This window comes from Gilliamella intestini (assembly GCF_900094935.1).
Taxonomy (GTDB): domain Bacteria; phylum Pseudomonadota; class Gammaproteobacteria; order Enterobacterales; family Orbaceae; genus Gilliamella; species Gilliamella intestini.
Window position 1 is genome coordinate 45,368 of the sequence record NZ_FMBA01000011.1, and the last position, 20,660, is coordinate 66,027.

Below are 20,660 nucleotides of genomic sequence, written 5' to 3' on the forward strand. Positions count from 1 at the left end.
TATGGCACTATTAGATATTCGAAATTTAACCATTGAGTTTATTACGCCAGATGGTCTTTTGCGGGCCATTGACCGTGTTAATTTGAAATTGTCTGAAGGCGAAATTCGAGGTTTAGTTGGTGAATCAGGATCAGGAAAAAGCCTTATCGCCAAAGCTATTTTAGGCGTGACTAATCATAATTGGAAGATTTCAGCTGATCGATTTTATTTTAATGACATTGATTTACTTAAGCTCACTCCTAGACAGCGTCGAAAAGTCATTAGTGCCAATATATCGATGATATTCCAAGAACCACAATCTTGCTTAGATCCTTCCATGAAAGTAGGGCAACAGTTAATTAGTGCAATTCCAAGAAGGACATTTAAGGGGCATTGGTGGCAAAGGTTATTTTGGCGTAAACATCGAGCGATTGAGTTATTGCATCGGGTAGGAATTAAGAATCATAAGGAGATATTAAAATCTTATCCGTTTGAATTGACTGAAGGTGAATGTCAAAAAGTCATGATTACAATTGCATTGGCTAATCAGCCTAAGCTACTTATTGCAGATGAACCGACAAATGCAATGGAAGCAACTACTGAAGCACAAATTTTTAGGTTATTAGCTAGTATGAACCAAAATTTGGGTACCACTATCTTGTTTATTAGCCATGATCTGCAAATGGTTACCAGATGGACTGATCGTATCAATGTTTTATATTGTGGACAGACAGTTGAAGTTGCTGATAGTAAAGATTTAATTAAATCTCCTTATCATCCTTATACTCAGGCGCTAATTTATGCAATTCCTGATTTTGGTAAAGCGATGCCGCATAAAAGTCCGTTAAATACTTTGCCTGGAGTGATCCCATCATTAGAACACCTACCAATAGGTTGTCGATTAGGACCTCGTTGTCCATATGCTCAGAAAAAATGTATTTTGGCACCAGAATTGATACCGATAAAAGATCATTTCGTAGCCTGTCATTTTCCGTTAAATACTGATGAGTAGCCATAAATAATAGGAATATACGATGAATCCAATATTAAGAGTGCGTAACTTATCTAAGCAATTTAAAATTCCTAAAGGTTTTCTGGGACATTTATACATTAATGCGGTGAAGCCATTATCGTTTTCTCTTAATGAAGGTAAAACGCTTGCAATTATCGGGCAAAATGGTTCAGGCAAATCGACACTCGCAAAAATGTTAGTTGGTATGATAAAGCCTGATAGTGGAGATATTTGGATTGACGGTAATAAAGTTCAATACGGCGATTATAGCTCACGCTGTCAACTAATTCGTATGATATTTCAGCATGTAGAAAGTTCATTTGATCCAAGATTACGTATTGGGCAATTGCTTGAAATTCCATTAAAATGTAATGCTAATTATGATGCTCATGAACGTGAGAAGTTAATAAGAGATGTATTGAAGCAAGTTGGATTGTTACCTGAACATGCCTCTTATTATCCTTCAGTGATGGCGGCGGGGCAAAAGCAGCGTGTGGCATTAGCTCGGGCATTGATTTTAAAACCCAAAGTGATAATTTTAGATGAAGCATTAGCTGCACTTGATATTTCGATGCGTTCGCAAATTGTCAATTTAATGCTGATGTTACAAGCTGAACAAAATATCTCTTATGTATATGTTACCCAAGATATTGGGATGATGAAACATATCAGCGATGAAATTTTAGTTATGCATAATGGCGAATTGGTTGAATATGGTAATACCGCTGAAGTATTAGCTTCACCGCTGAGTGATATTACCCAAAAATTAATCAATAGCTATTTTGGTGAAGCGCTTACCGCAGATACTTGGCGTACCGATACTCGTACTTTTTAATTAACAAATCTATCCGAATTATTTTGATTTTTGCATGAAGCAATACACATTTCTTTAGAATGTTCGTCAATTTGTAATTTGATTATTCTGATGATTTTGTTAAATAAAAAATCTCGACAAATAAATTAAAAGATACTATATTTAGCTATATAGATTTCTAGACGTCTATTTTGATGTTTAAAAATGACTTACCGATTTAGGAGTTTTTGTTATGCCTATTTGTATTCCTGACTCATTACCTGCGGTTGATGTATTACGTAATGAGAATGTATTTGTTATGACTTCATCGCGTGCTAATACCCAAGAAATTCGACCTCTTAAGCTTCTTTTTTTAAATTTAATGCCTAAAAAAATCGAAACAGAAAACCAATTTTTACGCTTACTTTCTAATTCGTCTTTACAAGTTGATATTCAGTTATTACGTATTGATCAGCGAGAGTCTAAAAATACGCCTATTGAACATTTAAATAGTTTTTATTGTGATTTTGATGATATTTGTGAGCAAAATTTTGATGGGTTAATTATAACAGGTGCGCCACTAGGGAAAGTGGCCTTTTCCGATGTTGTGTATTGGTCTAAGTTAGCCGAAATTATTACTTGGGCAAAGGATCATGTTACTTCAACTATGTTTGTTTGTTGGGGTGTTCAAGCTGCTTTGAATGTTTTATATGATTTACCAAAATTTACTCGCACGCAAAAGTTATCGGGTGTTTTTCAGCATCATATTGTGCAATCTAATGCGATTTTAACACGCGGTTTTGATGATACCTTTTGGGCTCCCCATTCTCGTTATGCTGATTTTCCAATTGATAAAATAAAAACATATACAGATTTAACTATTTTAGCTGAGTCTGATATTACCGGTCCTTATTTAATGACTACAGTTGATAAGCGGATGGTGTTTGTAACAGGTCATCCTGAATATGATTCTTCAACATTGGCAAATGAATATTATCGAGACTTAAATGCAGGTATTCATCCTGATATGCCATATAATTATTTTCCTGATAATAATCCTCATTTAACACCAAAAGCCACATGGCGTAGCCACGCTTACCTATTATTTAGTAATTGGCTCAACTATTATGTTTACCAGTTAACTCCATTTGATTTAACTACTCGAAATTTAACGATTGATGACTAATAAAGGTTAGTCGCATTTTATGATCAAATTTTGTTAGGTTGTTGCTAGATTTATTTAACAATAACCTATCTAGATAGGATCTTATAATACCAAATATTAAATAATTGGTAAAACTTGCGGAATATTATCTGAATATGATTTTAATCATATGACTAAACTTGTAGCCAAAATGTTACAGGACCATCATTAATCAATGATACTTGCATGTTGGCTGCAAATCGGCCAGTTTGAGTTGTTATTTTTTGTTGGCATTGTTCTACAAAAAACTGGTAAAGCCTATTTGCTTCATCGGGTTTAGCGCCTTTTGTAAAGCTTGGTCGCATCCCTTTTTTAGTGTCTGCTGCTAGGGTAAATTGAGAAACAACTAATACTTCGCCATTAGCTTGGTTAACATTTAAATTCATTTTTCCTTCATTATCACTGAAAATACGATAACCTAAAACTTTGTCACATAAACGAATTGCTTTTTGTTCGTCATCGTCTTGCTCAATTCCGAGTAAAATCAGTAATCCCTGATTAATTTGCCCAATAATAATATTGTCTACTGTAACACTAGCTTGTTTTACTCGTTGGATTAAGGCGATCATAATTTAATTACTCTGGTAAAGAAGGGTTGTTAACAATATGTTTTTTTTGTCGGTTATAGTCAGTTAACGTTGCTGCAAATTCAGCTCCGAATAAAACAATGCACCAAGAAAAGTAGATCCAAACTAACATGATAGGAATGGAGGATACCACACCGTAAATAAGTTGATATGTCGGAAACGAAGTCACATACAATGTGAACGTGCGTTTACCTAATTCAAATAATATTGCAGCAACAAATGCACCAATCATCGACTCTTTTAACGGTACTGATTCAGTCGGAATAATGCTATAAAGTAACCAAAATCCAAATATAGAAATAAAAAACGGTAAACTGCTAAGCAAAAAAGTATTTGTTGTTGCTGCTGAAAACCATTTTAGCGAGAATATGTATGAACTTACAGCTACGCTTGCCCCAACTAAAATGGGGCCTAAGGTTAATATCGTCCAGTATATGGTTAGGTTGTACATAAAAGAGCGTTTTTTTTGGGTTTTCCAAATATGATTAAGCGTAGTGTTAATTGAGTTGATAAGTAATAGTGAGGTAACGATTAAACCAATTATACCGAAAAGAGTCATTTTTTTAGTATTGGTTATAAATTGTTCTAAATAATTTTGGATTGTATCACTGGCTGTAGGGACAAGATTATTATAAATTATTTGTTTCAATGAATGGCTAACTTCTTCAAACATAGGAAAAGCAGATAATAAGGAAAAAATAACAGTAATAAGAGGTACTAAAGCCAGTATTGTTGTATAAGCAAGCCCTGCAGCAGATGTTGTTAAGCGATCGTGGTTTATACGATCGCATAACATTTTCATAAAGATTTGTATTTGCTTAACTGATTTCATTGTCTTGTGTTTAGTTAGAAATAACACAGCTATTAATCCCATTACTATTTAATAAGTTTAATACCTTATTTGCTTCTTCTTTGCTTTCGTATGGTCCTACTGTAACCTTATATAGTTGTCCTGATGACATAATATTGCTGCGAACCCCCGTCATTGCAAGCTTAGCTTTTAGTGTATCAGCATTAGATTTATCTTTGAATGCACCACACTGCAATAGCCATTTATTTGAAACGGTTGTTGGTTGTGAAGCTGGATTTGTTATCTGATTTTGTGTTGTTGTGCTACCTTGAGAAGGTGGCATAGTCGTATAAGTGTTATTTGCAAAGCTATCTAAAATTCGTTGTCTTTCATTAGCAATTGAGTTTGATGTTACACCATAATTTGCATTAGGTGTTTCTAATTCTTTAAGATATGTCCAACGTTCTTGAGGTTGCTCAGGAAGAGTTATAGCAGGCGGTTGAGTTTTTGCTTTTGGCGTTTCAATAACTTTCTTGGGGGTATTATTTGAAATAAAGTAGAGAATAGCAGAAAATAGTATAACTATAATGATAGCCAAAAACATCATTAAATTAGGCTTGTTTCGTGACTTATTTTTTTTTGATTGGCTCTTTCTTCTAACATAATCACGCTGAACCACAATAGACTCTCTTCTATTTTTATTAAAATTACATAAATAATGATGTAGTATACAAATAAAAAAAGTGGTTTACACCACTTTTTGTTATTTCTTTTTAACTATGATAGTTAACAGATAATAAATAAAACCATTAACTTAATGCTTTGATTTGCTTAATTAAATTAGCTTTATGACGAGCAGCTTTATTTTTGTGGATTAACCCACGAGCCGCTTGACGGTCAACAACTGCTTGCATATCTTTGAATGCTACTTCAGCTGTTTGTTTATCACCAGCTGCAACAGCGGCGTAAACTTTTTTAATATAAGTGCGCATCATTGAACGGTTGCTAGCATTATGTTTACGGCGTTTTTCAGATTGAATCGCACGTTTTTTAGCTGATTTGATATTAGCCAAAGTCAACTCCCAAATTTAGATAAAAATTACATATTAATTAAGGTGGCAAAATATGCCTGATTTTCTTTCTATTGTCAATGCCGTTGTATAAAAAAATATAATTGGTCATTTTTAGCTGATAATAAATGTTTATCATTCAACCAATAATGTCTATAACCTAAAAAGAAATTTTATGTTAGAATAGAAAAAGTTTTAATTTATTTATATTTTATAAGAGGAAGTATCATGTCTATTATTAGAATGCAAGATCTTGATCTAAAAGGAAAACGCTTATTTATTCGTTCAGATCTTAATGTGCCTGTAAAAAATGGTAAGGTTACTTCAGATGCGCGTATTAAAGCATCACTACCTACTATTGAAGAGGCCATCAAGAAAGGTGCAAAAGTAATGGTTACCTCGCATATTGGTCGCCCAACAGAAGGTGAATATAATCCAGAGTTTTCATTGCAACCTGTTGTTGATTACTTAAAAGAACATGTATCATTTCCTGTTCGTTTAGTAAAAGATTACCTTAATGGTGTAGATGTTAAAGAAGGCGAATTAGTTGTTCTTGAAAATGTCCGCTTTAACGTTGGTGAAGGTAAAGATGATGAGACTTTATCTAAAAAATATGCAGCACTTTGCGATATTTATGTAATGGATGCATTTGGTACTGCTCACCGAGCTCAAGCTTCAACACATGGTGCAGGTAAATTTGCGCCAGTGGCTTGTGCTGGCCCATTATTAGCCGCTGAACTTGATGCGTTAGGTAAGGCTTTAGATAATCCTGCCCGCCCGATGGTTGCAATTGTTGCTGGTTCAAAAGTATCAACTAAATTAACTGTACTTGATTCGCTTTCAAAAATTGCAGATCAAATTATTGTCGGTGGTGGTATTGCCAACACATTTATTGCAGCAGAAGACTACAACGTAGGTAAATCACTTTACGAAGCTGATTTAATCCCTGAAGCTAAAAAGTTGATGGCTAACTGTGAAATCCCAGTTCCAACTGATGTACGTGTTGCAACAGAATTTAGTGAAACAGCAACAGCGACTGAAAAATCAGTTAAAGATGTTAAAGAAAATGAACAAATTCTTGATTTAGGTGATAAGTCAGCAGAAGTATTAGCAAATATTATCAAAAATGCTAAAACCATTTTATGGAATGGTCCAGTAGGTGTTTTTGAATTTCCTAATTTCCGTCGTGGTACTGAAATTGTAGCGAAAGCAATTGCTGATAGCGAAGGTTTTTCAATTGCTGGTGGTGGAGATACATTAGCTGCAATCGATCTATTTGGTATTGAAGATAAAATCTCTTATATTTCAACTGGTGGTGGTGCTTTTCTTGAGTTCGTTGAAGGTAAAAAACTACCCGCTGTTGCGATGTTAGAAGCTAGAGCAAAGGCCTAGTATTTGAGTTCAGTAAAAGGATGAGATAATTACTCATCCTTTAATTTTTATAAATAAATTTATAGGTAATAAAATGGTTACTAAGATTTCTGATGTTGTTAAACCTGGTGTTGTCACTGGTGATGATGTTCAAAAAGTATTTCAAATCGCTCGCGAAAATAACTTTGCATTACCTGCGGTTAACTGTGTTGATACAAATACTATCAATGCCGTTATTGAAACAGCTGCAAAAGTAGGTTCTCCTGTTATTGTTCAGTTTTCTAACGGTGGAGCTCAATTTATTGCGGGTAAAGGCCTAAAATTAGAAGGTCAAGAATGTGCTGTGCTGGGTGCTATTTCTGGCGCAAAACATGTTCATCTTATGGCTGAAAAATATGGCGTTCCAGTTATTGTTCATACTGATCACTGCGCTAAAAAATTACTTCCATGGGTTGATGGGTTACTGGATGCAGGTGAAACTCATTTTGCTAAAACAGGTAAACCATTGTTTTCTTCTCATATGATTGACCTTTCAGAAGAGTCATTAAAAGATAATATTGATATCTGTTGTCAATATCTTGCTCGTATGTCGGCAATGAAAATGACATTAGAATTAGAGTTAGGTTGTACTGGTGGTGAAGAAGATGGTGTTGATAACAGCCATATGGACAGCTCAGCACTTTACACTCAACCAGAAGATGTGGCATATGCTTATGAACGTTTAAGTGCTATTAGTCCTCGTTTTACTATCGCAGCTTCATTTGGTAATGTGCATGGTGTTTATAAACCAGGTAATGTTAAGTTAACACCCAAAATTTTAGATAACTCACAAAAATATGTATCTGAAAAATTCAATTTACCTGCTAAATCATTAAATTTTGTATTCCATGGTGGTTCAGGTTCAACTCCAGAAGAAATTGCTGAAGCAGTAAGTTATGGTGTAATCAAAATGAATATTGACACAGATACTCAATGGGCCAACTGGTCAGGTATTTTAGAATACTACAAAGCAAATGAAGCATATCTACAAGGTCAATTAGGTAATCCTGAAGGTGCTGATGCGCCAAATAAAAAATACTATGATCCACGCGTATGGTTACGTAAAGGACAAGATTCATTAGTGGCACGTTTAGAACTAGCATTTAAAGAACTCAATGCAGTAAATGTTCTGTAATTTGTTTTAGTTATTTAAGCTCAAAGCAGAGTTATTGCTCTGCTTTTGATTTATCCTATTTCAAATAAATCTTGCATTTTTAATTGGATTATAGGATAATTCTGCCCTCATTTAACTTAGGGGAGCTGTCTATTTATTAATATCTATTATTAATAGAGGCGTTTGCACCCGAGCAAAGGAAACTAAAAATGGCAAAAAAAGTACAAGCCTACATCAAGTTGCAGGTTGCAGCTGGTGCGGCAAATCCTAGTCCGCCAGTTGGTCCAGCACTTGGTCAACATGGTGTGAATATCATGGAATTCTGTAAAGCATTCAATGCTAAAACAGAAAGCATGGAAAAAGGTTTACCAATTCCTGTAGTAATTACAGTGTATTCTGATCGTTCATTCACTTTTGTAACTAAGACGCCTCCGGCTGCTGTTTTATTAAAGAAAGCAGCTAAGATTAAGTCTGGTTCTGGTGAGCCTAATAAGAAAAAAGTAGGTAAAGTAACGAGTGCTCAAATTCGCGAAATCGCTGAATTAAAAGCTGCAGATATGAATGGTGCTACCATTGAAACGATGATGCGTTCTATTGAAGGAACTGCTCGTTCAATGGGCTTGGAAGTGGAGGGTTAATTCATGGCTAAATTATCTAAAAAAGCTAAACTTATCCGCGAAAAAGTAAATGCAACTAAACAATATGAAATCAACGAAGCGATTGCTTTATTAAAAGAATTAGCTACTGCTAAATTTACTGAAAGCGTCGACGTTGCTGTTAATTTAGGTATCGATTCACGTAAATCAGACCAAAACGTTCGTGGTGCAATTGTTCTTCCACATGGTACAGGTCGTAGCGTACGCGTAGCTGTATTTACTCAAGGTGCAAATGCAGAAGCTGCTAAAGAAGCTGGTGCAGAATTAGTGGGGATGGATGATCTTGCAGATCAAATCAAAAAAGGCGAAATGGATTTTGATGTTGTTATTGCATCACCTGACGCTATGCGTGTTGTTGGTCAATTAGGTCAAATATTAGGGCCTCGTGGTTTAATGCCAAACCCTAAAGTTGGCACAGTAACTCCTAATGTTGCTGAAGCTGTAAAAAATGCTAAAGCTGGTCAGATCCGTTACCGTAATGATAAGAATGGTATTATCCATACTACTATTGGTAAAGCTGATTTTGATGCAGATAAGCTTAAAGAAAATTTAGAAGCATTACTTGTTGCGTTAAAACGTGCAAAACCAGCCTCTTCTAAGGGTGTATTTATTAAGAAAGTTAGCCTTTCTACTACAATGGGTGCTGGTGTTGCTATTGATCAAGCAACATTGAATGCAACTGTTTAATTAATTTTATAATTAAATAGCGAAATCGGTTGGTGTCTGGCCTTAACCAGACCCCGTCCAAGACCGTAGGTGTGGTTGATGTTTGACTACTTAATTTTCCTACGTAGACGGTGACAGAACCTGATAAGATATAATAGAAGGATTCTGCTCATCGTGGTTGTGCTAGTTACATTTGTAGCTAGCTTGAATAAGTCTAGGCTTTTGCCTAGTATAATCCAGGAGCAATACCAATGGCACTAAATCTTCAAAATAAACAAGAAATTGTTGCTGAAGTTAATGAAATCGCCAAAGGTGCGCTATCTGCAGTTGTTGCTGATTCTCGTGGCATTACTGTAGAAAAAATGACTGCATTACGTAAATCTGCTCGTGAGGCAGGTGTTTATATGCGTGTTGTTCGTAATACGCTATTACGCCGTGTCGTTGAGGGTACTCAATACGAGTGTTTAAAAGATACGTTTGTTGGTCCAACTCTAATTGCATTTTCAAATGAGCACCCAGGTGCTGCAGCGCGTCTTTTTAAAGCGTTTGCTAAAGAAAATGATAAATTTGAGATTAAAGCCGCAGCCTTTGAAGGTGAGTTAATTACTGCAGCGAACATTGATCGCTTAGCAACATTACCTACATATGAAGAAGCATTAGCTCGCTTGATGTCAACCATGAAAGAAGCCGCAGCTGGCAAATTGGTTCGTACTCTTGCAGCGGTTCGCGATCAAAAAGAAGCTGCTTAATTGGCGGTTAGATTGTGAATTTTATTAATTAAAAAATGTAAATTTGGGAAACTATATTATGTCTATCACTAAAGAACAAATTTTAGATGCAGTTGCTGAAATGTCTGTTATGGATGTTGTTGAACTTGTATCAATGATGGAAGAAAAATTCGGTGTTTCTGCAGCAGCAGCTGTTGCAGTTGCTGCTGCAGGTCCAGCTGAAGCTGCTGAAGAAAAAACCGAGTTTGATGTAATCTTAAAAGATGTTGGTGCTAACAAAGTAGCTGTAATCAAAGCAGTTCGTGGTGCAACTGGTCTTGGTCTTAAAGAAGCGAAAGATCTTGTTGAATCAGCTCCAGCAACAGTTAAAGAAGGCGTTAGCAAAGCTGATGCTGAAGAACTTAAAAAAGCGCTTGAAGAATCAGGTGCAGTTGTTGAACTTAAATAAGTTTATCGACAACACAACAATTGGCTGGGGGTTTTATACCTCCAGCCTTTTTGCGCTGTAATAAGTTAAAGAATTTTATTTTAAGATTATCAATAAAAAAGTAATAAAGAAATAGTATATTTATTAAGCCTAATCAATTGATATTTATAGATATTTTCGATGAGGTGTCAGGTGTTATCAGTTATCGATAGTATCCCTGATGAATATTTAATCATGCTAAAATAGCAGATAAGCAAGTTGAGGAACTAATGGTTTACTCTTATACCGAGAAAAAACGAATTCGTAAGAATTTTGGTAAGCGTCCACAAGTCTTGGATATACCGTATCTTCTTTCTATTCAACTTGATTCGTTCCAGAAATTTATTGAGCAAGATCCAGAAGGACAATACGGCTTAGAAGCTGCATTCCGTTCAATATTTCCGATAAAAAGTTATAGTGGTAACGCTGAGTTACAATATGTGAGCTTTAAAATGGGCGAACCTGTGTTTGATGTTAAAGAATGTCAAATTAGAGGGATCACTTACTCAGCACCATTGCGCGTAAAATTACGTTTAGTTATTTATGATAAAGATGCACCAGAAGGAACAGTAAAAGATATTAAAGAACAAGACGTCTACATGGGCGAAATTCCTTTAATGACAGATAATGGTACATTTGTGATCAATGGTACTGAGCGCGTTATTGTTTCACAATTACATCGTAGTCCAGGTGTGTTCTTTGATAGTGATAAAGGTAAAACGCACTCTTCTGGGAAAGTTTTATATAATGCTCGGATTATTCCTTATCGTGGCTCTTGGCTTGATTTTGAATTTGATCCTAAAGATAATCTTTTTGCTCGAATTGACCGCCGTCGTAAGCTTCCAGCAACAATTATTTTGCGTGCTTTAGGTTATGAAACGGAAGAAATTTTAGATATCTTCTTTGAAAAAACCAATTTTGAAATTGGCAAATCTAAATTGAAGATGGACCTTGTTCCTGAACGTTTGCGTGGTGATACAGCGTTATTTGATATTGAATCAAAAGGCAAAATATATGCTGAAAAAGGCCGTCGTATTACTGCACGTCATATTCGTGAATTAGAAAAAGATAAAGTTAGTAAAATTGATGTTCCAGTTGAATATATTATCAATAAAGTTCTTGCTAAAAATTATATTAATGAAGAAACTGGTGAAGTGATTGCATTTGCTAATACACCAATTTCATTAGAAATATTAGTTGAATTATCTAATGCTGGATATAAAAAAATAGAAACATTATTCACTAATGATTTAGATCATGGTGCATTTATTTCTGAAACATTAAATGTCGATTCAACACGCGATCGATTAGGTGCGTTAGTTGAAATTTATCGTATGATGCGTCCTGGTGAACCACCAACAAAAGAAGCTGCTGAAGCGCTATTCGATAATTTATTCTTCTCTGATGAACGTTATGATTTATCAGCTGTTGGTAGGATGAAATTTAATCGTTCTTTAGGTCGTGACGATATTGAAGGCGAAAGCGTCTTAACTAAAGATGATATCGTTGACGTGATGAAAAAATTAATTGCTATTCGTAATGGTCATGGTGATGTGGATGATATCGATCATTTGGGTAACCGCCGTATCCGTAGCGTTGGTGAAATGGCAGAAAACCAATTCCGTATTGGTTTAGTTCGTGTTGAACGCGCAGTGAAAGAACGCCTTTCTTTAGGTGATCTTGATTCACTCATGCCACAAGATATGATTAATGCAAAACCAATTTCAGCAGCGATTCGTGAATTTTTTGGTTCAAGTCAGCTATCTCAGTTTATGGATCAAAATAATCCACTATCTGAAATTACGCATAAACGTCGTATTTCTGCATTAGGTCCAGGCGGTTTAACTCGTGAACGAGCAGGATTTGAAGTTCGTGACGTACACCCAACCCATTATGGTCGTGTATGTCCAATTGAAACACCTGAAGGTCCAAACATTGGTTTGATAAACTCATTAGCTGTTTATGCGCGTACTAATGAATATGGCTTCTTAGAAACACCGTATCGCCGAGTTATTGATGGTGTTGTTACTGATGAAATTAATTACTTATCTGCGATTGATGAAAGTGAATTTGTCATTGCACAGGCTAACTCAAATCTTGATGAAAATGGTCGTTTTAAAGAAGATCTAGTAACTTGTCGTTTAAGTGGTGAGTCTGGTTTATATAGCCCTGAGCAAATCCATTATATGGACGTATCAACGCAACAAATTGTATCTGTTGGTGCTTCATTAATTCCATTCTTAGAACATGATGATGCGAACCGTGCCTTAATGGGTGCGAACATGCAACGTCAAGCAGTGCCAACGTTGAAAGCTGAAAAGCCATTTGTTGGTACCGGTATGGAACGAGCGGTAGCTGTTGACTCGGGTGTTACTGCTGTTGCGCGTCGTGGTGGTACAGTACAATATGTTGATGCATCACGTATCGTGGTTAATGTTAATGCAGATGAAATATATGCAGGTGAAACAGGCATAGATATTTATAACTTAACTAAATATACTCGCTCTAACCAAAATACATGTATCAATCAGATTCCATGTGTAGAATTAGGCGAAAAAGTTGAGCGTGGTGATGTGCTTGCTGATGGCCCATCTACCGACTTAGGCGAATTAGCATTAGGCCAAAATATGCGCGTGGCATTTATGCCATGGAATGGTTATAACTTTGAGGATTCTATTTTAGTTTCCGAAAAAGTGGTACAAGATGACCGTTTCACCTCGATTCATATTCAAGAACTATCTTGTATTTCTCGAGATACTAAATTAGGTGCAGAAGAAATTACTGCCGATATTCCAAATGTAGGTGAAGCCGCACTGTCTAAACTTGATGAGTCTGGTATTGTATACATCGGTGCTGAAGTAAAAGGTGGTGATATTCTAGTTGGTAAAGTGACACCTAAAGGTGAAACACAATTAACGCCAGAAGAAAAATTACTACGTGCTATTTTTGGTGAAAAGGCATCAGATGTTAAAGATACCTCATTACGTGTGCCAAATGGTGTTTCAGGTACTGTTATTGATGTTCAAGTGTTTACTCGTGATGGCGTAGAAAAAGATAAGCGTGCAATTGAAATCGAAGAGATGCAACTCAAACAGGCAAGAAAAGATTTAACTGAAGAACTTAAAATCTTAGAAGCTGCATTGTTTGCTCGAATTCGTGATGTATTAATTTCAGGTGGAATCAAAGCGGATAAATTAGATGCTTTACCACATGAAAAATGGCTAACAATTGGTATTGCAGACGAAGATAAACAATCTCAATTAGAACAGTTGGCTGAACAGTACGACGAAATCAAAACAGAGTTTAACAAAAAACTAGAAGCTAAACGCATGAAGATCACTCAAGGTGATGATTTACAGCCTGGCGTTCTTAAAATCGTTAAAGTGTACTTGGCAGTTAAACGTCAAATTCAGCCTGGTGATAAGATGGCTGGTCGTCATGGTAACAAAGGGGTTATTTCAAAAATTAATCCAATTGAAGATATGCCATATGATGAAAAAGGTCGTCCAGTTGATATCGTATTGAATCCGCTAGGTGTTCCGTCCCGTATGAATATTGGACAGATCTTAGAAACTCATTTGGGTATGGCTGCTAAAGGTATTGGTCAGAAGATCGATGCTATGCTAAAAGAACAGCAGGAATTAGCTAAATTACGTGAATTTATTCAAAAAGCGTATGATCTTGGTTTAGGTGCTGCGCAAAAAGTGAATGTGGCAGAATTTACTGATCAAGAAGTGATGACTTTAGCACAAAATTTACGTAATGGTATGCCATTAGCAACACCTGTATTTGATGGTGCTAAAGAGCGAGAAATTAAGGCATTACTTGAGCTGGGTGACTTACCAACTTCTGGCCAAATTACTTTGTACGATGGTCGTACAGGTGAAAAATTTGAACGTCCAGTTACTGTAGGTTATATGTATATGCTCAAATTGAATCACTTAGTTGATGATAAAATGCATGCTCGTTCTACTGGTTCATACAGTCTGGTTACTCAACAACCATTGGGTGGTAAAGCTCAATTTGGTGGTCAACGTTTTGGTGAGATGGAAGTATGGGCACTTGAAGCATATGGTGCAGCTTATACCTTACAAGAAATGTTAACCGTTAAATCAGATGACGTAAACGGTCGAACTAAGATGTATAAAAATATTGTAGATGGTGATCATCGTATGGAACCTGCGATTCCAGAATCATTTAATGTACTATTAAAAGAGATTCGTTCGCTAGGTATTAATATTGAGTTAGACGAAGAGTAATCTCCGCTAATTTAAAGTGATTTCTATTTATAGGGATAGCTTATTAGCAATAATAAGTTATCTAATTGGTTTAACTCCATAGGAGTCAATTGTGAAAGACTTATTAAAGTTTCTAAAAGCACAAACAAAAACTGAAGATTTTGATGCCATCAAGATTGGTCTTGCCTCTCCTGATATGATTCGTTCATGGTCTTTTGGTGAAGTCAAAAAACCTGAAACAATCAATTATCGTACGTTCAAACCTGAACGTGATGGATTGTTTTGTGCACGTATTTTCGGACCAGTAAAAGATTATGAATGTTTATGTGGAAAATATAAACGTCTAAAACACCGTGGTGTTATTTGTGAAAAATGTGGAGTTGAAGTAACTCAAGCTAAAGTACGTCGTGAACGTATGGGGCACATTGAACTTGCATCTCCAACTGCTCATATCTGGTTTTTAAAATCATTACCTTCTCGCATCGGTTTATTACTTGATATGCCACTTCGTGATATTGAACGAGTGCTTTATTTCGAGTCATTTATGGTTCTTGATGGTGGTATGACTAATTTAGAAAGAGGTCAGATTTTAACCGAAGAGCAATACCTTGATGCGTTAGAAGAATTTGGTGATGAGTTTGATGCTCGTATGGGGGCTGAAGCTATCCAAGAATTATTGCGTAATATTGATGTGCAAGCAGAATGTGAAGCATTACGCGATGAACTAGCAACTACTAATTCTGAAACTAAGCGTAAAAAACTAACTAAACGTATTAAGATTATTGAAGCATTTATTCAATCAGAAAACAAACCTGAATGGATGATCTTAAACGTATTACCTGTGTTGCCACCAGATTTACGTCCATTGGTTCCACTAGATGGTGGTCGCTTTGCGACATCAGATCTTAATGACCTTTATCGTCGAGTGATTAACCGTAATAACCGTTTAAAACGTTTATTAGACTTAGCTGCGCCAGATATTATTGTACGTAATGAAAAACGTATGTTACAAGAGTCTGTTGACGCATTATTAGATAATGGTCGCCGAGGTCGTGCGATTACGGGTTCAAACAAACGTCCATTAAAATCACTTGCCGATATGATTAAAGGTAAGCAAGGTCGTTTCCGTCAAAACTTGTTAGGTAAACGTGTTGACTATTCGGGGCGTTCTGTAATTACTGTAGGTCCATACTTGCATTTGCATCAGTGTGGTTTACCAAAGAAAATGGCACTTGAATTATTCAAACCATTTATTTACGGGAAATTAGAACGTCGCGGTTATGCAACAACCATTAAAGCTGCGAAGAAAATGGTTGAGCGTGAAGATGCAATTGTTTGGGATATCTTAGATGAAGTTATCCGTGAACATCCAGTATTATTAAACCGTGCTCCAACGTTACATAGACTTGGTATTCAGGCGTTTGAACCGATTCTAATTGAAGGTAAAGCGATTCAATTACACCCACTAGTTTGTGCGGCATTTAATGCTGACTTTGATGGTGACCAAATGGCGGTTCACGTTCCATTAACGTTAGAAGCTCAGTTAGAAGCACGTGCGTTAATGATGTCAACCAACAATATTCTTTCACCGGCAAGTGGAGAACCTATTATCGTTCCTTCTCAGGACGTGGTTTTAGGTCTTTACTATATGACTCGTGATAAAGTTAATGCCAAAGGTGAAGGCATGGTATTAACTGGTCCTAAAGAAGCTGAAAAGCTATACCGTTTAGGTCTAGTTGAATTACATGCTAAGGTTAAAGTTCGTATTACTGAAAGCCAACGAAATAGTGTAGGTGAGTGGGAAGATACTACCTCGATTGTTGATACAACTATCGGTCGTGCAATTTTATGGTTAATTATGCCAAAAGGAATGAATTTCTCTGTTATTAATCAGCCTCTTGGTAAAAAAGCGATATCTAAGATTTTAAATATTTGTTATCGCCAATTAGGTATGAAAGATACGGTAATTTTAGCCGATCAAATTATGTACACTGGATTTGCTTATGCAGCACGTTCAGGGGTATCTGTTGGTATTGATGATATGGAAATTCCAGCTAAGAAATCACAAATCATCAATGAAGCTGAAATTGAAGTTGCTGAAATTCAAGAGCAATTCCAATCAGGTTTGGTAACAGCTGGTGAACGTTATAATAAAGTTATCGATATTTGGGCAGCAGCTAATGAACGTGTTGCTAAAGCCATGATGGATAACTTATCAACTGAAAAAGTCATAAACCGTGAAGGTGAAGAAGAAGTACAATCTTCTTTCAATAGTATTTACATGATGGCCGACTCAGGGGCACGTGGTTCTGCTGCACAGATTCGTCAGCTTGCTGGTATGCGTGGTTTGATGGCAAAACCAGATGGTTCGATTATCGAAACACCTATTACAGCGAACTTCCGTGAAGGATTAAACGTACTTCAGTACTTTATTTCTACTCATGGTGCGCGTAAAGGTCTTGCCGATACCGCATTAAAAACCGCAAACTCAGGTTACTTAACTCGACGTTTAGTTGATGTTGCACAAGATTTAGTGGTAATTGAAGACGATTGTGGTACCTTAGAAGGTGTTGTCATGACACCAGTTATTGAAGGCGGTGATGTTAAAGAACCACTTCGTGAGCGTGTATTAGGTCGAGTCACGGCTGAAGATGTATTAAAACCAGGTAGTGCGGATATCTTAATTCCACGTAATACATTACTTGATGAAAGTAAGTGTGACTTACTTGAAGCAGAATCGGTTGATAGTGTTAAAGTGCGTTCGGTTGTATCGTGTGATACTGATTTTGGTGTTTGTGCGAAATGTTATGGTCGTGACTTAGCTCGAGGTCACCTAGTGAACAAAGGTGAAGCAATCGGTGTTATCGCCGCTCAATCAATCGGTGAACCGGGTACACAGTTAACCATGCGTACGTTCCATATCGGGGGGGCGGCATCACGTGCCGCAGCAGAGTCTAGCGTTCAAGTTAAAAATAAAGGTAGTATTAAATTAACTAATGCTAAATTTGTAACTAACCCAGATAAAAAACTAGTCATTACTTCACGTAATGCTGAATTAACCATTATTGATGACTTAGGTCGTATGAAAGAAACTTACAAAGTTCCTTATGGTTCGATTTTAAGTAAAGGTAATGGTGTAACAGTTGATGCAGGTGAAACTGTTGCTAACTGGGATCCGCATACAATGCCAGTTATTTCTGAAGCAAAAGGTTTTGTTCGTTTTGTTGATATGGTTGATGGGCAAACTATTACTCGCCAAACTGATGAATTAACTGGTTTATCATCTATCGTGATTTTAGATGTGGCTGAACGCACTGGTGTAGGTAAAGATTTACGCCCTGCAATCAAACTTGTTGATGCTAAAGGGAATGATATTTTCCTTACTGGTACAGAAATGCTTGCACAATACTTCTTACCTGGTAAAGCATTAGTACAGTTAGAAGATGGTGCTGAAATCAATATCGGTGATACACTTGCTCGTATTCCACAAGCATCTGTTGGTACCAAAGATATTACCGGTGGTTTACCGCGTGTTGCTGACTTATTTGAAGCACGCAAACCGAAAGAATCGGCTATCTTGGCTGAAATTGACGGTATTATTTCATTTGGTAAAGAGACCAAAGGTAAACGTCGCTTAATTATTACTCCATTAGATGGCAGTGAACCATACGAAGAGATGATTCCAAAATGGCGTCAACTTAACGTATTTGAAGGTGAACAAGTAGGGCGTGGTGATGTGATTTCTGATGGACCTGAATCGGCACATGACATTTTACGTCTACGTGGTGTTAATGCGGTAACACGTTATATTGTTAACGAAGTTCAAGAAGTTTATCGTTTACAAGGTGTAAAAATCAATGATAAACACATTGAAGTTATCGTCCGTCAAATGTTACGTAAAGCAACGGTTATTCATCCTGGCGGTTCTCGTCTACTTGAGGGTGAACAGCTTGAAGTTTCACGCTTGAAGATTATCAATCGTGAACTTGAAGCACAAGGTAAAGAGCCGATTGTTTACTTACACGACTTACTTGGTATTACTAAAGCCTCGTTAACGACTGAATCGTTTATTTCTGCGGCTTCGTTCCAAGAAACAACTCGCGTCTTAACTGAAGCAGCGGTAGCAGGTAAAAATGATGAATTACGTGGTCTAAAAGAAAACGTGATTGTTGGTCGATTAATTCCGGCGGGTACGGGTTATGCTTACCATAAAGAGCGTTTACGTAAACGTGCAATGCCATCAACTGATGACATTCAAACAACAATTTCAGCAGAAGAAGCAACAGCTAACTTAGCTGAGTTACTTAACTCTGCTGAAGAAAATCAATAACTCTGAGGTTTAATTAACAAATAGCACGCCATGCGTGCTATTTTTTTATATGATTTTTAATAAACTGTAGGGATTATTCACTTTATTTGCAGCTATTTAATTAACTTAAAAAATTATTTTAATAAATATTATCTATCGACACCAAACATTTATCTGGAACATTCATTTATAATACTCAAATCATCATAAAGCATTATATAATAACACTTTTATTGAATATAAAACACGGAAACTGACAGTGTCATTTTACGTGAGTTTTGTTTTTCCTATAAAATAGTTACAAAAATGTTCACTTTTTAGGTGATATTTTTTGTAAAAAATATTCAGGAGTCTATACCGTCTAAAAATTAAATAAAGTCACAAGAGAGAGTCAATTTTAATTGCTGTGTAGCATAATCTGCATATATTTGAATATTTAAAATATATAAAACAAAAAGTTAAATAATTTAGAAAGATTTTTTAAGTTTTTTTGAAGATTATTTTAATGATGAGACGTAAACAACTCGCATTTTTCTTCAATTTAGTTATTTTATGATTCAGTTAGTCCAACGACATTTTGTGAGCAATAATAAAACAGATATGGTGATAACAAAATAGTCTAAAACCTAATAGTAAAAATCGAATTTTATATATAAATGATTGATTTTATTAAAAACAAGTATAAAATAAAGCATTCAAATAAAATTAATGGTTTTTAATGAAATATAGCAAAGCATAAGTGTGTAAAGGTTTTTATATCCCTTGGCAGGGACATCATTTTTTTGAAATATTCATAAAATAAACAATAATATGAGGCGTACTGATGAAAATCAAATCGTTATTAATCATTGTAGTGTTAGTTGTTATTGGGGCATTTATCTATTTTACAAGTTATAATGGCATCCAAACGAAGGACGAAAACGTGGCTGCCGCGTGGTCAGAAGTGCTCAATCAATACAAACGTCGGGCTGATTTAGTTCCTAATTTAGTTAATACCGTAAAAGGTTATGCCATACACGAAAAAAACGTTTTAACCCAAGTAACTGAAGCTAGAGCAAAAGTCGGATCGATTCAGATTAATGCTGATCAGCTAACCGACACAGCTTTATTCTCAAAATTCCAACAAGCACAATCAGAATTGAGTTCAGCATTAAGTCGCTTAATTGCAGTCAGTGAAAGCTATCCAGACCTAAAAGCTAACACCCTGTATCAAGATTTAATGAGTCAGCTTGAAGGTACTGAAAATCGTATCACTGTTGCGCGCGGGCGATATATCGAAGCAGTGCAAACATTTAATATCTATATCCGTAAGTTACCGACTAAATGGGTTGCTGATAGCTTAGGAAAACAACCAAAACAACAATTTACGGTTGATGATGAAAAGCAAATGTCTAATCCACCCGCAGTAGATTTTGGTTAATTATTATCGTGAAAAGATATTTTCTATGTAGTGTATTATTCTTGATCAGTTGGTTCAGTTATGGGCTGACTGACATCCCCCAATTTTCTCATCGTGTCATTGACACGACTAATACCTTAACTGAATCACAAAAAAATGCATTAGAAGCAAGCTTAATTGACTTTGAAAAACCAAGATCAGATGGAGTACAAATAGCTGTTTTAATGATAGCAAAACTT

Annotated in this window: 17 protein-coding genes; 13 read left to right on the forward strand and 4 right to left on the reverse strand. The window is 36.0% G+C overall.

Translation table 11 applies throughout. The features are described 5' to 3' along the window. The first annotated feature begins 1 nt into the window (after position 1). From GA0061080_RS04535 to metA, 3 genes are all read left to right on the forward strand, one after another. Complete coding sequence (locus tag GA0061080_RS04535; protein WP_091121783.1) at positions 2–991, forward strand: peptide ABC transporter ATP-binding protein; 990 nt, start codon at positions 2–4, stop codon at positions 989–991. Between the two features lie 22 nt (positions 992–1,013). After that, positions 1,014–1,826, forward strand: coding sequence for a peptide ABC transporter ATP-binding protein (locus GA0061080_RS04540; protein WP_091121788.1), 813 nt, complete (start codon positions 1,014–1,016; stop codon positions 1,824–1,826). Positions 1,827–2,037: 211 nt separating this feature from the next. Continuing rightward, positions 2,038–2,970 carry a homoserine O-acetyltransferase MetA gene (gene metA, locus GA0061080_RS04545; protein ID WP_091121792.1) on the forward strand — a complete coding sequence of 311 codons (933 nt, stop codon included), beginning with the start codon at positions 2,038–2,040 and terminating at the stop codon, positions 2,968–2,970. A gap of 152 nt (positions 2,971–3,122) precedes the next feature. Here metA and dtd read toward each other — a convergent pair whose 3' ends face one another. From dtd to rpsT, 4 genes are all read right to left on the reverse strand, one after another. Then, complete coding sequence (dtd, locus tag GA0061080_RS04550) at positions 3,123–3,557, reverse strand: D-aminoacyl-tRNA deacylase (RefSeq protein WP_091121795.1); 435 nt, start codon at positions 3,555–3,557, stop codon at positions 3,123–3,125. Between the two features lie 7 nt (positions 3,558–3,564). Then, entirely contained in the window at positions 3,565–4,407 is an 843-nt protein-coding gene (locus GA0061080_RS04555; protein WP_091121833.1) for a virulence factor BrkB family protein, read from the reverse strand. Positions 4,408–4,417: 10 nt separating this feature from the next. Further along, positions 4,418–5,044 carry an SPOR domain-containing protein gene (locus GA0061080_RS04560; protein WP_065635710.1) on the reverse strand — a complete coding sequence of 209 codons (627 nt, stop codon included), beginning with the start codon at positions 5,042–5,044 and terminating at the stop codon, positions 4,418–4,420. A 130-nt stretch (positions 5,045–5,174) separates the two neighbouring features. Further along, positions 5,175–5,438 (reverse strand): 30S ribosomal protein S20, encoded by a 264-nt coding sequence (gene rpsT / locus GA0061080_RS04565; RefSeq protein ID WP_065635709.1) that lies wholly within the window; start codon positions 5,436–5,438, stop codon positions 5,175–5,177. Positions 5,439–5,663: 225 nt separating this feature from the next. Here rpsT and pgk point away from each other — a divergent pair, with 225 nt between their 5' ends. From pgk to GA0061080_RS12380, 10 genes are all read left to right on the forward strand, one after another. Next, positions 5,664–6,827: a phosphoglycerate kinase gene (gene pgk, locus GA0061080_RS04570; protein ID WP_091121799.1), complete on the forward strand. Its 1,164-nt coding sequence runs from the start codon at positions 5,664–5,666 to the stop codon at positions 6,825–6,827. A 73-nt stretch (positions 6,828–6,900) separates the two neighbouring features. Further along, a complete protein-coding gene (gene fbaA, locus GA0061080_RS04575) occupies positions 6,901–7,980 on the forward strand; it encodes a class II fructose-bisphosphate aldolase (protein ID WP_091121802.1) in 1,080 nt (359 codons plus the stop codon). A gap of 188 nt (positions 7,981–8,168) precedes the next feature. Beyond that, on the forward strand, positions 8,169–8,597 hold the full coding sequence (gene rplK / locus GA0061080_RS04580) for a 50S ribosomal protein L11 (RefSeq protein ID WP_034884321.1): 429 nt from the start codon (positions 8,169–8,171) through the stop codon (positions 8,595–8,597). A gap of 3 nt (positions 8,598–8,600) precedes the next feature. Further along, positions 8,601–9,302 carry a 50S ribosomal protein L1 gene (rplA, locus tag GA0061080_RS04585; protein WP_065635706.1) on the forward strand — a complete coding sequence of 234 codons (702 nt, stop codon included), beginning with the start codon at positions 8,601–8,603 and terminating at the stop codon, positions 9,300–9,302. 230 nt (positions 9,303–9,532) lie between these two features. After that, positions 9,533–10,030, forward strand: coding sequence for a 50S ribosomal protein L10 (rplJ, locus tag GA0061080_RS04590; RefSeq protein ID WP_091121806.1), 498 nt, complete (start codon positions 9,533–9,535; stop codon positions 10,028–10,030). Positions 10,031–10,088: 58 nt separating this feature from the next. Further along, entirely contained in the window at positions 10,089–10,457 is a 369-nt protein-coding gene (rplL, locus tag GA0061080_RS04595; protein WP_085247025.1) for a 50S ribosomal protein L7/L12, read from the forward strand. A 248-nt stretch (positions 10,458–10,705) separates the two neighbouring features. Continuing rightward, entirely contained in the window at positions 10,706–14,734 is a 4,029-nt protein-coding gene (gene rpoB, locus GA0061080_RS04600) for a DNA-directed RNA polymerase subunit beta (RefSeq protein WP_091121809.1), read from the forward strand. A 91-nt stretch (positions 14,735–14,825) separates the two neighbouring features. Further along, positions 14,826–19,043: a DNA-directed RNA polymerase subunit beta' gene (gene rpoC, locus GA0061080_RS04605; RefSeq protein ID WP_091121813.1), complete on the forward strand. Its 4,218-nt coding sequence runs from the start codon at positions 14,826–14,828 to the stop codon at positions 19,041–19,043. Positions 19,044–19,851: 808 nt separating this feature from the next. Further along, positions 19,852–20,442 (forward strand): LemA family protein, encoded by a 591-nt coding sequence (locus GA0061080_RS04610; protein WP_439330218.1) that lies wholly within the window; start codon positions 19,852–19,854, stop codon positions 20,440–20,442. An 8-nt stretch (positions 20,443–20,450) separates the two neighbouring features. Further along, on the forward strand, positions 20,451–20,660 hold a 210-nt coding region (locus GA0061080_RS12380), incomplete at its 3' end, for a hypothetical protein (protein ID WP_209435737.1).

Excerpts from the sequence above, each read along its gene's own strand:
- pgk (WP_091121799.1), top strand. The coding sequence starts at position 5,664 with ATGTCTATTATTAGAATGCAAGATCTTGATCTAAAAGGAAAACGCTTA.
- fbaA (WP_091121802.1), top strand. The coding sequence starts at position 6,901 with ATGGTTACTAAGATTTCTGATGTTGTTAAACCTGGTGTTGTCACTGGT.
- GA0061080_RS04540 (WP_091121788.1), top strand. The coding sequence starts at position 1,014 with ATGAATCCAATATTAAGAGTGCGTAACTTATCTAAGCAATTTAAAATT.
- metA (WP_091121792.1), top strand. The coding sequence starts at position 2,038 with ATGCCTATTTGTATTCCTGACTCATTACCTGCGGTTGATGTATTACGT.
- rplL (WP_085247025.1), top strand. The coding sequence starts at position 10,089 with ATGTCTATCACTAAAGAACAAATTTTAGATGCAGTTGCTGAAATGTCT.
- rplJ (WP_091121806.1), top strand. The coding sequence starts at position 9,533 with ATGGCACTAAATCTTCAAAATAAACAAGAAATTGTTGCTGAAGTTAAT.
- rplK (WP_034884321.1), top strand. The coding sequence starts at position 8,169 with ATGGCAAAAAAAGTACAAGCCTACATCAAGTTGCAGGTTGCAGCTGGT.
- GA0061080_RS04555 (WP_091121833.1), bottom strand. The coding sequence starts at position 4,407 with ATGAAATCAGTTAAGCAAATACAAATCTTTATGAAAATGTTATGCGAT.
- GA0061080_RS04535 (WP_091121783.1), top strand. The coding sequence starts at position 2 with ATGGCACTATTAGATATTCGAAATTTAACCATTGAGTTTATTACGCCA.
- rpoB (WP_091121809.1), top strand. The coding sequence starts at position 10,706 with ATGGTTTACTCTTATACCGAGAAAAAACGAATTCGTAAGAATTTTGGT.
- dtd (WP_091121795.1), bottom strand. The coding sequence starts at position 3,557 with ATGATCGCCTTAATCCAACGAGTAAAACAAGCTAGTGTTACAGTAGAC.
- rplA (WP_065635706.1), top strand. The coding sequence starts at position 8,601 with ATGGCTAAATTATCTAAAAAAGCTAAACTTATCCGCGAAAAAGTAAAT.